9 protein-coding genes are annotated in these 16,508 nt (G+C 35.5%); 5 read left to right on the top strand and 4 right to left on the bottom strand.

The window, feature by feature from the left end; genetic code table 11:
• Positions 1–127 precede the first annotated feature (127 nt).
• Positions 128–886 carry a LytTR family DNA-binding domain-containing protein gene (locus VB796_RS15085; protein WP_323347393.1) on the bottom strand — a complete coding sequence of 253 codons (759 nt, stop codon included), beginning with the start codon at positions 884–886 and terminating at the stop codon, positions 128–130.
• Positions 883–1,872: a sensor histidine kinase gene (locus VB796_RS15090; RefSeq protein ID WP_323347394.1), complete on the bottom strand. Its 990-nt coding sequence runs from the start codon at positions 1,870–1,872 to the stop codon at positions 883–885. The genes VB796_RS15085 and VB796_RS15090 overlap by 4 nt, the downstream gene beginning before the upstream one ends.
• A gap of 367 nt (positions 1,873–2,239) precedes the next feature.
• On the opposite strand from VB796_RS15090, the gene VB796_RS15095 reads away from it, so the two are divergent.
• Positions 2,240–5,035: a glycoside hydrolase family 95 protein gene (locus VB796_RS15095; RefSeq protein ID WP_323347395.1), complete on the top strand. Its 2,796-nt coding sequence runs from the start codon at positions 2,240–2,242 to the stop codon at positions 5,033–5,035.
• A gap of 47 nt (positions 5,036–5,082) precedes the next feature.
• Here the strand turns inward: VB796_RS15095 and VB796_RS15100 are convergent, their stop codons facing one another.
• On the bottom strand, positions 5,083–5,952 hold the full coding sequence (locus VB796_RS15100; RefSeq protein ID WP_323347396.1) for an AraC family transcriptional regulator: 870 nt from the start codon (positions 5,950–5,952) through the stop codon (positions 5,083–5,085).
• 529 nt (positions 5,953–6,481) lie between these two features.
• On the opposite strand from VB796_RS15100, the gene VB796_RS15105 reads away from it, so the two are divergent.
• The 4 genes from VB796_RS15105 (at position 6,482) to VB796_RS15120 (ending at position 12,959) form a co-directional block, all read left to right on the top strand.
• Positions 6,482–7,174, top strand: coding sequence for a DUF3826 domain-containing protein (locus VB796_RS15105; RefSeq protein WP_323347397.1), 693 nt, complete (start codon positions 6,482–6,484; stop codon positions 7,172–7,174).
• A gap of 94 nt (positions 7,175–7,268) precedes the next feature.
• Positions 7,269–10,574 carry a TonB-dependent receptor gene (locus VB796_RS15110; protein ID WP_323347398.1) on the top strand — a complete coding sequence of 1,102 codons (3,306 nt, stop codon included), beginning with the start codon at positions 7,269–7,271 and terminating at the stop codon, positions 10,572–10,574.
• A gap of 96 nt (positions 10,575–10,670) precedes the next feature.
• Entirely contained in the window at positions 10,671–12,515 is a 1,845-nt protein-coding gene (locus tag VB796_RS15115) for a RagB/SusD family nutrient uptake outer membrane protein (RefSeq protein WP_323347399.1), read from the top strand.
• Positions 12,516–12,605: 90 nt separating this feature from the next.
• Positions 12,606–12,959 (top strand): FdtA/QdtA family cupin domain-containing protein, encoded by a 354-nt coding sequence (locus VB796_RS15120; RefSeq protein ID WP_323347400.1) that lies wholly within the window; start codon positions 12,606–12,608, stop codon positions 12,957–12,959.
• Between the two features lie 68 nt (positions 12,960–13,027).
• Here the strand turns inward: VB796_RS15120 and VB796_RS15125 are convergent, their stop codons facing one another.
• A complete protein-coding gene (locus VB796_RS15125; RefSeq protein ID WP_323347401.1) occupies positions 13,028–16,447 on the bottom strand; it encodes a glycosyl hydrolase in 3,420 nt (1,139 codons plus the stop codon).
• Positions 16,448–16,508: the final 61 nt, after the last annotated feature.

Genomic DNA, 16,508 nt, shown 5'->3' on the forward strand with positions numbered 1-16,508 from the left:
AGATTGTACTGATTCAACGGATTTACACGGATAAATTTAAAGAAAAATCAGTGTAAATCTGTTTTATCTGTTCTATCCGTGGGCTAATTTTGTCTTGCGACAAATAGTAGATAATTCCGAAAGAGAATTAAATCACATTTTCAAACCATTTTTTAAATAAGGTTACTTTTTCTTTACTAATAATAATATCGGAGGGTGCAGTAGGAGTTGTTTTTACTTTTATTCGACTATTGATGAATCCCACTAATTCAGAAATACAATTTCTTGAAAGAATATATTGCCGATTGGCTCTTGTAAAATCAACAGGGTCAAGTTGAGTTTCTAAATCATCAAGTTTGAAATCTAAAATAAATTTTCTTCCGTCATAAACTTGTCCGTAAACCAGACCGTTTTCAATATAAAAAAAGGCAAATTCTTCACTTTTAATGGGCAATAATTTATCCCGAAACCTTACCAAAAAACTTTTTCGATAATTTTTTATTGAAAATACCTGCTGTTTAATAAGCAAATTCAACAATTCGTCTTTCATTAATTGTTGATTATTAAACTTTTCGATGGCAAAATTTAACGAGGCTGAATCTATGGGTTTCAGCAAATAATCAATGCTATTATGTTTGAAAGCACGAATGGCAAATTCATCAAAGGCAGTCGTAAAAATAATGGCAGATTTTAACTCAATTTGCTCATAAATTTCAAATGATATTCCATCTGCCAATTGAATGTCAGAAAATATTAAATCAGGATTTTCATGTTCTGAAAACCACACAATTCCTTCCGCTACGCTCTCGATAGTTGTCAGAATTTCATGTTCAATATGTAGCTGATTTAATAAAAACTTTAATTGATTGGCTGCCGCTGGCTCATCTTCAACAATGACTATTTTCATGATATTAAGGGTAAAATCACTGTAAATTCCTCGTTTTGAGAAATATCAATTTCTTCTCCAACCAAGATTTTGAATCTCTCACTGAGGTTTGCTAATCCAATTCCTGTACCACTTGAGTTCAATTTCAAATTAATGGAGTTACTAATTTTGATAATTTTTTCTTCTGGTTCAACCTCAATCTTAATCGTTAGTGGTTTTAACGAAGACACAATGTTATGTTTAATGGCATTTTCGATAAGTAATTGTAATGAATGTGGTGGAATTTTAAATTTATCACTACCCTCAATATGTTTTACAATTTTGAGATTTTCACCAAACCTCATTTGAAGTAAAAAAATGTAATTATCCATCAACGTTAATTCCTCCTTGAGAAAAACCAAAGGCTGTTCTTGCATACTCAGAGAATACCTCAAAACTTGAGACAGTTTTTGTAAGTAAAGTTGACTACGTTCTTTATCTTCATTGATAAGCCAACTGAGTGTGTTTAAAGAATTAAATAAAAAATGTGGATTTAATTGATTTTTGAGTGAGTTGAGTTGATTCAGTAAGTTTTCATGTTTCAACTGCTCATTTTCTAATAAAGCTTCGTTTTTCTTATCGGTTTCAATTAAAAATCTACTGAAAAAATAGGCAATTATCGCAATGAGAAATCCTCGCATCATGATGGTAGGAATCATTTTTGGAGGAAGGCGAACAACGAAAATATTGATAAGCGATAATACAGTTACAAATGCCACAAAGAGCATAAATCCAAATGCAATTTGTTTGGTTTTACTGACTTTATTCTGAATGTTTTTGTAAGTAAAATGAATGGCAAAAATAGAATAAATGAAGCAGGTAACAATCTGAAAACCAATGTCTAATACGGTTGTATATGACTGTTTTAGGAATGGTAAATTAATGATGATTATTGGAAAATTGACGAAAAGAGCTACCAAAAATGATACACCCCAAACAAATTTTCGGATAGTTGGATTTTTTGACATGGGAAAATTGGAGAAAATATTTCAAATGTATTCTTTTTGAAGAATCTATCAATAAAAAATTAAGTGATATGGCAAAAATTGGATGTGAAACGTAGTTTTAGTTTGGGTAAGTGCTAAAGTTAGTGTTGTGTTTTATTTTTTGGAATTATATATTCAGAAAAGCAAAATTTTAAATTTGACATTAATTAACCGCTAACAGGGTGAAAAACCGCCGTTAGGGTTTTCGGACACAACCCTAACGGCGGTTTTTCACCCCGTTAGCGGTTCTGCATTGATAAGTGCATAATTCAGTTATTGAATTAACCAATAGATTTTTATAGAAAATTGCTTTTAGATAAAATACCAATTGAACCTAAATTTAATCGATATGCTTTCCAGATTTTCAACTTATTTTTTCTCGGCGTTTCTTCTTTTTCTTTTAGTTTTTTCAACAAATTCTAAAGCCCAAAACTATCAATTATGGTACGATAAACCTGCTCAGAAATGGACAGATGCCCTTCCAATAGGGAATGGAAGATTGGGAGGAATGATTTTTGGAGGTATTCAAGAAGATAAAATTCAGTTTAATGAAGAAACCCTTTGGACTGGCGAACCCCGAAATTATAACCGTGATGATGCCGCAAAATACCTTCCACAAATTCGGCAATTGCTACAAGAAGGCAAACAAAAAGAAGCAGAAGCATTAGCAGAAAAACACTTTTTGGGACTGAAAAGCAAAGAAGGTGATAGAGAAAAATGGTTGTCTGAAATCCAAGAATTAAAGGGTTTAGGTGGAAATCCCGCTTCAGAAAATTTCAATGATTCTTCATGGAAAACGATGCAAGTGCCAAGTTATGAAGGTTGGGAAGCCGTCGGTTTTGAAGGATTGGATGGAGCTGTATGGTTGAGAACAATTGTTGAAATCCCACAAGAGTTTATGGGAAAATCGGTTGTTTTAGATTTGAATAGAATTCGTGACCAAGACTTTACCTATGTGAATGGTCAATTGGTGGGTTCAACCAATAATCTTGAACCAAGAAAATATATCATTCCTGCAAATGTATTAAAAGTAGGCAAGAATCTGATTGCTATTTTAGTCCTCAATTATGCCGATAAAGGTGGAATTGCAGGGTATAAAGACACAACAAAACCCATTTCAATGTACATTTTAGGCGATGAACAAAAGAAAATTTCGCTCAATGGACTTTGGAAATACAAAATTCAAAATGATGAACCGCCTGCCATTGGCAAATATCAAGCTGATTATCAGCCATTTGGGGATTTATTGTTGAAGTTTAAAAAAATCAATGCGTACACCAATTATAGACGTTCTTTAAATTTAGAAAAGGCAATTTCCGAAACTTCATTTACTGCCTCTGGAATTCAATTTAAAAGAACCTATTTTGCCAGCCAGCCCGACCAAGTTATCACTGTTCACCTATCCGCCGATAAATTGAAAAGTATTGATTTTGAAGCATTACTAAACAGCCCACATAAACATTTTATTACCAAGAAAATTAACGAAAATACCATTTCATTATCCGTAAAAGTAAGAAATGGAGCCTTGAAAGGAGACGCATTTTTACGGATTCAAACCAAAAATGGGAAAGTAAAAATTACTGATGAAAAAATTTCTGTGGAAGGAGCAGACGAAGCTACACTTTATTTAACTGCGGCAACAAATTTTGTCAATTACGATGATGTTTCAGCTAATTCAAGCACTAAATGTCAATTTACGATGGCTAATTTGAAAGGAAAAAAATACTCGCAAATCCTTAAAAATCATCAAGATGAATATCAATCCTATTATGATAAATTTGCCATCGAGTTAGGGAAATCTCCGAACGAAAACTTACCGACGAACCTTCGTTTAGAAAAATTTGGAACAGAAAACGACCCTAATTTAGCGGCACTTTATGTTCAATATAGTAGATATTTATTGATTTCATCCTCTCGTCCCAACACGCAACCTGCTAATTTACAAGGTATTTGGAATGATTTGCTTTCGCCACCTTGGGGAAGTAAATACACCACAAACATCAACGCTCAAATGAATTATTGGGGTGCGGAAGTGCTGAATTTATCCGCTTTGCATCAACCAATGATTAATATGATTAAGGATTTGGCAAAACGTGGAGAAGAAACCGCTCAAAAATATTATCATGCTCGTGGTTGGGTGGTGCATCACAATACTGATATTTGGCGTGGAACTGCTCCGATAAATGCCTCAAATCATGGCATTTGGGTTACGGGCGGTGCTTGGCTAAGTCAACATTTATGGCAACATTATTTATTTACACAAGACAAAAATTTTCTTCAAGAAACTGGCTATCCTTTGATGAAAAATGCTGCTTTGTTTTTTGTGGATTTTTTGGTGAAAGACCCTAAAACGGGCTTTTTAGTAAGTTCTCCTTCCAATTCACCAGAACAAGGTGGTTTGGTGATTGGTCCAACTATGGATCATCAAATTATAAGAGAGTTATTGAAAAGTTGTATTAATGCCAGTGAAATTTTGGGAATTGATAAAGAATTGCGTGATACTTTGGCACAAAAATATGCTCAAATTGCCCCGAACAAAATTGGAAAATATGGACAATTGCAAGAATGGCTTGAAGACAAAGATGACCCCGAAAACAAACATCGTCATGTTTCTCATTTATGGGGCGTCTTTCCAGGAAATGATATTAATTGGACAGATTCAACGATGATGAAAGCTGCCCGACAGTCGTTAATTTATCGAGGAGATGAAGGAACAGGTTGGAGTTTAGCATGGAAAATCAACTTTTGGGCAAGATTTTTGGAAGGTGAACACGCTTTGAAAATGATAAAAATGTTACTTCGTCCTGCGAGTGGGGCAGGAGGCTCATATTTGAATTTATTTGATGCTCATCCACCTTTTCAGATTGATGGAAATTTTGGTGGAGCATCTGGAATAGCCGAAATGTTATTGCAAAGTCAAGGTGAGAATATTGAAATTTTACCAGCACTTCCTGCCGATTGGAAAGACGGTTCGGTCAAAGGAATTCGTGCCAGAGGTGGTTTTACTCTTGATTTTTCTTGGAAAAACGGCAAAGTGAATTACTTGCAAATTGATGGTAAATCAGGGAATAATTGTACGATTCGGTATAATAATCAACTAAAAGAAATTAAGGATTTGAAGGGGAAACAAATAATTCTCGAATAAATTTTAAATAAGGTTCTGTCGAAAATATCATACAAAACGGCAGAACCTTATTTTGTATGATATTTTCTTTTATACTCCAACGGAGTAATCCCTGTTACTTTTTTGAAATGACGATAAAAATTAGAAACATTGTTAAAACCGCAGTCAAAGCAGATAACTTCAGTTGGTAAATGGTCTTTTACCAATGCTCTGCACGCATGACTAATTCTAATTTCAATTAAAAAGTCATAGTAAGTTTTCTTGGTCATCAATTTAAAATACCGACAAAACGACGTTACACTCAAATTGCTAATTGCCGCAATTTCCTCCAAAGTAATATCTTTTTTATAGTTAGACAAAGTATAATTACAAACCTTGTTTAGACGTATCGTATCCGACTCATTTGATTGATAAAAAGTCTGTCCGTTAGCAATATTTTCGTATTCATCACTTTCTGCGAGGGTGTGCAAAATGGATAACATCAACGATAAACGCTCCAAATTTTGTGCCTTTGGGATGGCTGTCAAAAGATGAGTTAATTTCTCTCTCGTATTTCCCGTAATTACCAATCCCGACTTTGCTCTTTCATATAGTTTTGGCAATAAATACGCTTCAGGGAGACTCAAAAGGCTTTTTCCTAAGCAATCGGGCAAAAATTGTATCACGACAGCTTCAACTTTCAAATCTGGGTCATTCTGAAAATACTCCTCTTTACAACGCCAAGTATGTGGCAAATTTTCGCCCACTAATACGATTTCCCCGTGTGAAAAATTGCTAATATTATCACCAATAAATCTCACGCCTTCACCTTTGATGATATAGTGAAGTTCCAGTTCTGGATGATAATGCCAAATTCCTCCAAAATTGGGTCTTACATCATGTCGAATGATAAAAGAACTCTCAAGTTTTACAGGTACTTTTTGAAATAAAGGCTTCATTTTATGCTTGTTTTTTATCAAAAAGACACTATTTGTATATTTCTACTTTCTCTCGAAATCATACAAAATGACCCTGAATTGTCAAAATATTAGCGATAATGATAAAATATAATGATTCTAATTTTAATTATGACAATATCGTACACTAAGTTGATAAAAAAATGCACAAAAAATCCTACTCTAATAGTGAATTTTGTATCGAAAATAGAACTTCTCTTAGAAGATTTAAAAGAATAGTAATATTTGGTGTATTTCAGATAAGGGTTTTCTCCTAAATTATTGAGTCTGTTTTTATTGAAAATTATAATTAAGTACTTGTTTGTCAAATGTTTATGGATTTAATTGTTTGAAGGTTTTAGTTTTTGAAAGGAAGATTTAACTATTTTGAAAAAATACGACTATAAAAATCGTAAAAAGTGCAAAAAACTATCATGTACTCTCCTATAAAAACCAATAAAATATTACCTTAATTACCGATTTTCGTTCAAATGCTAATTGATGCAAAAAGATAATTTACCCATATAAAATAATGAATGAAATTAAAAAAATATTAACCTTCATCATCGCCTTTTGTTGTTTGCAAATCCACGCTCAAGATAAAAGTAAAAATGAGTCGTCTTATCAAAAAGTAGTAACAGAAAGAGCTGCAAAAATTGTCAAAAGTCTTAACATTTCCGATACTTTAAAAGCTATTATCGTCCGAGATATTATTGCGAATCAATACAAAAAGTTAAACGATTTTCATGAAGTTCGTAAGGCAAATTTGAAAACGATTGTGAAGGATAATCCAAAATCAAAAGCCGATTCACTTTCCAAGATTTATACGTCCGATTCTGAAAATCAGTTGAACCAAATACACAAAGACTATTTGAAAAGTTTGAGACATGAATTATCAAAAGAGCAAATAGAAGGAGTGAAAAATGGAATGACATATAGTGTTTTCCCAAATACCTTTCGTGCTTATCAAGAAATGATGCCAGATTTGAGCAAGAAACAGAAGAAGCAACTCTATAATTATTTGTACGAAGCCCGGGAACACGCCATGGATGCCGAGTCGTCAGATAAAAAACACGCTTGGTTTGGTAAATACAAAGGACGAATTAATAATTATTTATCCAAAGAAGGTATCGACATGAAAGTTGTGAGCCTCGCTTGGGAAAAAAAAATAAGAGAGAGAGAAGAAGCGAAAAAGAATGCTACCAAATCAAGTGTTAGTAACTAAGTTTTAAAGAATTTCAACCCATTTAACATTCGGAATTTATAAGTCAAATTAGTACGGAAGTTCCATCAGTGTCCTAAATTTAAACATTTTTCAGATGAATTTATTTTTACAATCTCAATCCGATTTTAGTAAAGCTACAAAACTGACTTGTACTTTATTATTAGTCGCACAATTTATGGGAGGTTCGCCTTTCGTGGATGGTGTCCAAGCCTCAAACGCTCGCCATAGAATTTCCAATATTGCTGTAAAGACTAATCAAACTGTATCTGGGACTGTCAAAGATGCTGGCGGTTTAGCTTTAGCAGGGGTAAGTATTAGAATAAAAGGAACTAAAACTGGAACATCATCAAATGCAAAAGGTGAATTTAAGTTAGACGTAACCAAAGGCGATGAAACGTTGGTTTTTAGCTTGGTTGGTTATTCAACCAAAGAAGTTTCGGTTGGTGACAGAAGTAATATCAATATTGTTTTAGAAGAAAATAATGCAGCATTAGACGAAGTTGTGGTTGTTGGTTATGCTCAGCAAAAGAAAAGTCACTTAACAGGTGCGGTTGTTCAAATTGACATGAAAGCCATTGAGGATATTCCTGTAAATAGTTTGTCTGCTGCTTTGGTATCACAACAACCTGGAGTTGGTGTTTCTGGAGGTACAAGTCGCCCTGGTGAGGCTGCCCAAATCACGATTCGTAACCCAAGTTTATTGTCAAAAGATGGCGGTAGTCTTCGTCCATTGTATGTTATTGATAATGTAATTCGTTCAGAAGAAGATTTTAACACGTTGGATGTGTCGGAAGTTGAAAATATTTCAATTCTAAAAGATGCTGCCGCTGCCATTTATGGAGCAAGAGGTGGTTATGGGGTTGTGGTAGTTACGACCAAAAAAGGTAAAAATGGTGTGCCAAGATTCTCATATAGTACCTCTTATGGAGTTTCGAACGCCAATTTGCCCTCTATGATGAATGGCTATGAGCTGGCAACTTTTGCGAATGATTACAACTTTATGGGCGGTAAAAAAGTAACAGATGTCAATTCTGTTATTTATACACAAGACGAATTAGACCATTTCAAAGCGAATAGTCAGGATTGGTTAAGTTTAGCTTGGAAGCCTTCACACGTAACTCGTCATGCCCTAAATGTAAGTGGTGGTAGCGACCGTGCTACTTATTTTGCGGGTATTACTTACAATGAACAAGATGCCAATTTTGATAATATTTCTTTTAATAAATGGACATTTAGAGCGAGTACGGAGGTAAAAGTTGCGAAAAATGTAAAAGCAAGTTTGGGAGTTGCAGGCGACTTATCACAAAAGAAAATGTACTTTTTGAAACAGGGTGGTGAAAATACGGAAAAAGATTTTTCAAGTTTATTGTACGTTTCTCCCTTCAAACCACTGTATGTTGACGGCTATCCTGTAAATATTTATACAGGAGGTAATTCAAACTCAAATGAAAACTTCCATTTTTTTGAAGCACAAAAATCCAATAATTATACAACTTCAAGAAATAATGGTTTCAACGTTAATGCCAGTTTAGAATATGACTTTCCATTTATTCAAGGATTAAAAGCACGAGCTAATTTCAATAAGAATTTTGAAAATGATTGGGGTAAACAATTTGGTACTTTTTATAATGTTTATACCTTCAATATGTTAGGAACTAATAAGCATATTTATGGTGGTGGTGTAAAAAGTGTAGCCGCTTTGAATAATGGTGACAGAGTCCGTCTAAACCCAACTTATGGAGATTCGTATCAATTGAATGGTTATTTGACTTATGATAAAAACTTTGGAAAGCACTCTATTTCAGCCGTAACATTATTTGAACAATCAGAAGGATATACCGACGGAACTTCAGCAATGATTGAAAGATTGGTTAGTGGAGCTCAAGATAATATTGGTTATGGTTTAGGCGGTACTGCTGCGGGTGCTGGCGTTGGTACGGTTACAGAATCAGAAACAGAATCAGGCAGACTTTCTTTTGCAGGTCGTTTGAATTATAGTTATGCGAATAAATATTTATTAGAATTTTCAATCAGACGTGATGCCTCGACCAACTTTGCTCCAGAAAATAGATGGGGAACTTTCCCTGCATTATCAATGGGTTGGGTTATTTCAGAAGAACCGTTTTTCAAACCTGCCACTCAATGGGTTGATATGTTGAAAGTTAGACTTTCAGGAGGGCTTTCGGGTATGGATAATACAAGACCATATAACTGGTTGAAAAGCTATAACTTAATTCAAACTGGAAATGGCCCTGTATTTGGAGGAAATCTTGACCGTGCAGGTATTATCCGTTTGAAAAATGCAATGGCAAATGAAAGTGTGAAATGGGATGATAACACAAAACTAAATGCAGGTATTGATGCCGCATTTTTAAATAACAGACTTAGTTTAACTTTTGACGCATTCTATGACCACCGTTATAATATGCTTACAAGTATTACGTCATCTGTTCCGTTAACGGTTGGTGCTGCTTTACCTTCTGAAAACTTCGCAACAATCGACGGTTTCGGTACAGAACTTTCTTTAGGTTGGAAAAGCAAAATTTCTACGGATTGGTCTTATAATATCAGAGGGTTTTTCTCTTGGAGCGATAACAAACAAATCACGGTTGATTATGATAAAGGTTTGAAAGGAACACTTTATGACCCAACAGGAAAATCAACCGACCAAGGAGTTCTTGGATTACGTTGTCTTGGAATGTTGAGAACACAAGCTGACGTTGAGGCACTTTTGGCAAAATATCCAAGCTATACAATTTTTGGTACAAAACCAGCTCCAGGAATGCTTTATTATGAAGATTTGTACGGTGCAAAATCAACAACTGCTGACGAAAATGGTAATTTCTCTTATACCGCTCCAGATGGTAAAATTGATGATAGTGACCGTACTTATTTGACAAACAAAAAAGACAACCACTACGGTTTTGGTGTCAATTTTTCAACAACGTATAAACGTTTATCGGTTTCCTTTAATATCGGAGGTTCGTTTGGTGGGCAGGCACTTATTGAATCAAGTGCAAGAGGATGGAGTACCACTTCTTCAACAGCAACGGCTCAAGTGGCAGCAGCAACAAATTTACCTCAATTCTTGACTGACCACTGGACTCCAGAAAATACAGGTGCTACTTATGCAAGTCCTTTCTTTAGGTCGCAAAATCAAGTAGATTCGGATTTTTGGTTTAAAAGTTCATTCCAAATGGCAGTAAGAACCCTTAATGTATCTTATGAATTACCTTCAACGGTTGCACAAAAACTACGTATTGCTGGGGCAAGATTTTATCTAACTTCAACAAACCCGCTGAATTTATATAATCCATACAGTTACAAACAATATGGTGGTTCGTATGATGTTTATCCAGTTTTACGTTCATTCTCATTCGGTTTGAATTTGAATTTATAATTGGAATCGGTGTTTGGGCGTGTGGCTCAATAAAGCACCAAACACGACTACTATTGACTCAATACAAAGAATTTTGGATTCATGTCCAATCAAAATATGAAAGAAATTATGAAAAATAAATATATTTTATCAATGCTATTTTGCTCAGTGCTTGGACTGTCGAGTTGCGTTGATGTTTTAGACAAAACAGATTTAAGTGCTGCTTCTCCAGAAGTGGTTGCGAGTGATTCAGTATTAGCCAACGTAGCTTTGAGTTATATTTATAACCAAAACTTGCCAGATTGGGGAGGAACATCATCAATCAGTAATATTGGAGGTAGTTTATTCTCAGAAGAGTCCTATAATCAGAGTAGTACAGAGAATAGAATTTTAGAGGGAACGCTTTTAATTACAGATATTGGTGACTTCGGAACAGGTTTGAGTGCAACAAATAATTATGGAAAAATAAGAACTATCAATTCTTTTATTTATGATTTGAATGTTGATACTAAAATGGACATTGGAGCAAAAAGAAGATTAGTTTCACAAGCTTTATTTTTTCGTTCATGGAGATATTTTGAATTAGTAAAACTTTATGGTGGTGTTCCAATGGTGACCACTCCGCAATATGCCGTAGGTATTGAAGCTCGTGAAGCCACGTTTGTTGGAAGAAACTCAACTACTGAATGTTACAATCAAATGGTAGCTGACTTGGATACTGCCATCAGATATTTACCAAGCACTTGGGCAACACCTGCTACCAATTGGGGGAGAATTACAAAAGGTGCTGCTGCTGCTTTGAAAGGAAGAATTTTGATGTATGCCGCCAGTCCACAATTTAATCCCAATGATGTAGCAACTAAATGGCAAACGTCTTATGATGCCAACAAGAATGCTTTTGATATTTTGACGGCAAGTGGGTCAAAATTATTTGCTGATTATGGCAAAATGTGGTTTACTGAATCGGGCAATACTGAAGCCGTTTTTGTGACAGGTTATAATACCTCAACAGGTGACCAACAACGAAGAAACAGTGGGTGGGAAGCCAGTAATCGTCCAAGATATTCTACCGTTTCAGGTGGTGGCTCTAATATTCCATCTTGGGATTTAGTGAAAGCCTATCCGATGAAAGATGGTAAAGTCGCAGGAGATGCCAGTAGTAAATATGCTTATACTGACCAAACATTTTATAAAAATCGTGACCCACGTTTTGATAAAACAATTGCTTTCAACGGTTGTAATTGGTTGATGACAAATGTGCCAAACAGTAGATTGTGGACTTATCAAGTGGCTGGAAAAAGTATTGAAAATAACGGTACAAACCCTTCAAATACAGGTTTTTATTGTCGAAAAGCATTACAAACCTCTGATGTTGCCAGTTCAACGCTTGATTTTTCTAATACCATTTATTCAGGAACAGATTGGATGGAAATTCGTTTCGCTGAAGTGTTATTAAATTTAGCAGAAAGTGCAACAGGAATTGGTAAATTAGATGAAGCATATACTCAATTAAAAGCGGTACGTGCCAGAGCAGGAATTGAAGCAGGAACAGATGGTTTATATGGATTAAAAGCAAATATGTCTCGTGCCGAAATGTTCAAAGCCATTTTAGCAGAAAGACAAATTGAGTTTGCATTTGAAGGAAAACGTTTCTGGGATTTACGTCGTTGGAGATTGTTAGAATCAACATTGAATGGTAAAAAAGGCTCGAAAGTGGTTATTTCACTAAAAACAACGGGCGTGCCTGCGGATTTCGCAACAACTCGTGATGCCTTGCCATTAGATGATGTTTACACAAAGTATTTGACCGTAACGGTTACTGAAAACGCTTTGATGACAAGACCTGCAATTAAATTTAATTCAGGATATTATTTCTTCCCGATTCCGACTGGAGCAATTAATAACAACCCAAAAATTGTCCAAAATAACACTTGGGGCGGTTCTTTTGAACCTTTACAATAATTGATTAAGTAAAGTAAAATAATGCCTAAAAGTCGTCTTTATCTGAAGACGACTTTTTATTATACCTTATAATTCTTAAAATTTACAACTATGGCGAAGTTAATATTTCTACCACAATTTATTGATGAAAGAGGAGAACTAACGGTTGTTGAAAACCTATTTCCACAAAACTATAAAAGCGTTTATTTTATTAAAAATGCGGACGGATTTGTGAAAGGAAATGAGCATGAAAAAAAGGCTCATCAAGCACTTATTTGTATCAATGGCAGTGTTGATATTACAGTAAAACAGAAGGAATTGGTAGAATCGTACACCCTAAATTCTTCCAATCAATGTTTACTTCTGAAACCTGAGGAATGGAATTCATTGGATAATTTTAGAAATAATGCCATACTTTTGGTCGCTTCAAACGAAAATTATGATGCAGGCGATTATGTTTGGTGAGGTTATTGGTTCAACTTTCCGAAAGGAATTGTTACTTTCGGAAAGTTCTACCTAAAATAGTTTCTATATTACTCTGCCAACAACTTCACTTCTCCCAATAATCCCGATTTTTCTAATGCTTTTTCTGTTAATCTGAATGGTGCAGTCGTTTTTGTAATACGCTGATTTTCTGGTAATTTATGGTCGCCAATCAGCCTATTCGCCCAAGTATTTGACACTTCGATACGCAATTTATTTTCTCCTTCCCGAATGGCTTTGGTGATTTCTACCCGATACGGAGCTGTCCAAGCTATCCCACAATTAATTCCGTTGACATTTATACTGGCAATGTTAGCAACTTCGCCTAAATCTAACCAATAGCGTTTTTGCGTTTTATTAATTTGAAATGAAATTTGATACGTTGCCGTTCCTGAAAAATAACGAATCAAACTATCTTGATTCACCGACCAATCACTCAATTTATCAAATATTTGTGGCGTTTTGATGCCTCCATTTTTATCGTCAAAAGTAACATTCCAAGCCCCTTGAATAGTTTTTGAAACGGATAAAGAATAGTTTGGCGTTGCGTTTAAGGCTTTTTTGCTGAATATTACGAAAACTGAACCATTGACTTCAAGATTAATTTTTAATTGAGTTCTACCATCTTTAACAGTATTCGAAACGGCTGTTAATTCATCAGAAACGGCATTGTACAAATACACAAATGGCTGATTTACTCTCAAAGAAAATGACAATTGACGAGTTTTTTCTACCTGATTTGAGATAAAATAGAGTTCAAAATCTGCCACTTGTCTATGTGTCCAAGCAATATTTTGGGCATAGATTCCTTTTTCTTCTGTTACAATTAAATCTCTTTGAATGCCTAATTTATCCAAAGAAGTAGCTTCAAAAGGGGTTTTGATGATTTTCCCTTTACCTAATTGCTTATAAATTATCGTTTTTGAATCGTCTTTTTGCGTTAAAAATTTCCCATCCCATAACTCGTTTAAATTCTTCTGAAAGGACTGATTTTCTGATTTACTAATAGCTACCGTTGGTTTTTTACCCACCATTATCGTTGCTCCCGCCTTCACTAATTTCAACATACTTGCCACTGTTTTTGCATCAATGGCTTGGCTATTTGGATTCATTTTTAGGGTTGAAGGAAAAACTAAAATAGGGTAGGCGTTCCCTTCCGAAAATTGAACGCTCCCATGTTTGACCGTTGCCATATTTTGCAAAGCATCGGGGTTAAAAGAGTCGTATTGATAACCTTGTAAGGCATTTACCCACTTTTCGGGGTCAGCCATGTTAGCAGAATGGCTTACACCCGCAGGAATTTGTCGGAGTGGTTCGCCTTCATTAATCAACCTTTTTTGTTCATTTTCAAGCGTTTCTTTGCTGAATAATCCCGTTAAAGTATTCACCAAACGGTCGGGTAAAATCGAACGTCTTGGCACTTCATCACCCGTAAAAATGGCTAAATCTGTCACAGGTTTTCCCATTTGAAGCAAAGTCTGACAACGTTCTGCGTATTCTACCCATGCTTTGGCGGGTTTCCACCAAGTTTGGTCACGCTGAAAATACAAGCCCACACCGTCCAGCGTCATGCCAGGTTGTTGGTTCATCCACGGATTATGCGTAAAAACATGATAAACTAACTTGTTGATTCCCAGTGAATAATTTCTGTCTTGCAAAGTTTTTAGCATAGCAGGATGTTCATTCCACGCCATTCTTACCGTCGTAAATCCTTCCGCTTGAATGATATTTTTTCCGTAAATATGAGCTGCCGAAATGGCATCCATCATATCATTGGGTTTGTCGTGGGTTGGACTATTCAGCCAAAATTCTCCCATCGGAATATCCACCAATTTATAATGTGCCAATCCATCGCTGGTCATGGTTGGGGCAATGCTTTCAGCGGTAAAAATCACGCCTTTTTTATAAGCTAACTCTGCTAAGGTTTTGTAAAATTTATCCACCACCAATTCCGAAATCGTTTGGCGAATATCAAATAAAACTTGTTCAGACGTTTGGGTATTTTCAAGCGGTAAACCCGTCATTACTAATAAATAGGGAAATAAATCGTAGCCTCTTTTTTGCTTAAATTCAGTTAAAAAATTACTCGACCAATTCTGACTCCCACATTCCCAACTGTCCACGTGAAAGACTTTTAAGGCTTTTTTGCTCAATTCTTCGCCCAATTGTCTTTGGGCTTCCCCAAACCAATTCTCAAATTGTAAAGTGATGGCTTCGGGATTAAATTTGTCACATTCCAAGCCCTTTCCACCACCTGCGGTATCGTTTTTATGTCCCGTTGAGGTATGACCCATGCGTATAATTTGCCAATTTCCTGCGGGAACATTCCAGTTCAATTGTCCATTTACATCGACTTTATCGGTTAAATTAATGATATTTTTTAACGGAATGCACAGACTATCAGCTACTTGTGCCGTAGTTGTTTGTTTGCTAATTCGCCAAACTTCGCCTGTTTTTCCTTCGTATTGATGAATTCTTGGCTCGCTTGAAAGTGTTAAACCAATTAATTTTAAGACAGGTTTCCACTTGGCAGCATCCAAATCTTCCGAACCTGCTTCTGAACCCGTTTTATCGTACACAAATCGAAAATATTTTGCCGTTGTTGGGGAAATGGCGTGCGTAACATCGGCATCGGTATCTTGCCAACCGTGTCGTGGAGATTCGAGGCGAGTGATTGTTTTGAAATTTTGTCCGTCGTTACTTGCCTCAATCAATAATCGTTGAGCCTGATAATTATTTCCACCTGTTTTTATCGTGATATTTCTAAGATTAAATGGCTTTTCAAAAGCGTATTGAATCCACCCTTTTTCGTCTAATCTGAAACTTTCTTTATTACCTTCTTTTACTAAAAATTGTGGATTAATGCCTGATTTGTTGGAAGTTATAACTGGAATTGTGTTGGTGGTTGAAGTGTAATTCTGGGGTATTTTATAAGCAAAAATAGCAATGTTTTTATAGTAATTTTCATTGATTTTGGGCAAAGGAATCACGCCCAAAAACCGTTGATTGCCTTGAATTGTTATGGTAGAATGCACCACTTTTTGCATAGACATTTCGGGTTTTATCCAAGGCCCACCCGCCAACGCAAATCCATCGCTGACGTGCATACCCATTTCTAAACCCAAACGTGAGGCTTCCGACATTGAAAATTTAACCATTTCCCACCACTCAGGCGTTAATTGTTCCACCGCAGGACTATAAAGTGGCGGATTGCTCACACCTTTAATTGGCATTAAATAAGCACCACCAATACCTTGTACTTTCATGGCTTCGAGGTCGGCAGTGATGCCTTCTTTTGACACGCCTCCTTGAATCCAATACCAAAATACCCAAGGTTTCGCCGCTTGCTTTTGTTGTGCTGTCGAAGGCAAAATTCGTTCAAGCCCTGATTGCGATTTTGAATAAAATGAAAATAGATAAACGATTGAAAATAAGAATGTTGTAATGATTTTTGACTGAATGTTTTTCATGTTTTGAATTAAACTAAAATTTATCGAAAATTAGAACACAGATAACACAAATGTTCCAACA

The sequence above is a fragment of the Arcicella sp. LKC2W genome (assembly GCF_034931005.1).
Classification (GTDB): Bacteria; Bacteroidota; Bacteroidia; order Cytophagales; family Spirosomataceae; genus Arcicella.

Excerpts from the sequence above, each read along its gene's own strand:
- VB796_RS15115 (WP_323347399.1), top strand. The coding sequence starts at position 10,671 with ATGAAAGAAATTATGAAAAATAAATATATTTTATCAATGCTATTTTGC.
- VB796_RS15090 (WP_323347394.1), bottom strand. The coding sequence starts at position 1,872 with ATGTCAAAAAATCCAACTATCCGAAAATTTGTTTGGGGTGTATCATTT.
- VB796_RS15085 (WP_323347393.1), bottom strand. The coding sequence starts at position 886 with ATGAAAATAGTCATTGTTGAAGATGAGCCAGCGGCAGCCAATCAATTA.
- VB796_RS15095 (WP_323347395.1), top strand. The coding sequence starts at position 2,240 with ATGCTTTCCAGATTTTCAACTTATTTTTTCTCGGCGTTTCTTCTTTTT.
- VB796_RS15110 (WP_323347398.1), top strand. The coding sequence starts at position 7,269 with ATGAATTTATTTTTACAATCTCAATCCGATTTTAGTAAAGCTACAAAA.
- VB796_RS15120 (WP_323347400.1), top strand. The coding sequence starts at position 12,606 with ATGGCGAAGTTAATATTTCTACCACAATTTATTGATGAAAGAGGAGAA.
- VB796_RS15125 (WP_323347401.1), bottom strand. The coding sequence starts at position 16,447 with ATGAAAAACATTCAGTCAAAAATCATTACAACATTCTTATTTTCAATC.
- VB796_RS15105 (WP_323347397.1), top strand. The coding sequence starts at position 6,482 with ATGAATGAAATTAAAAAAATATTAACCTTCATCATCGCCTTTTGTTGT.
- VB796_RS15100 (WP_323347396.1), bottom strand. The coding sequence starts at position 5,952 with ATGAAGCCTTTATTTCAAAAAGTACCTGTAAAACTTGAGAGTTCTTTT.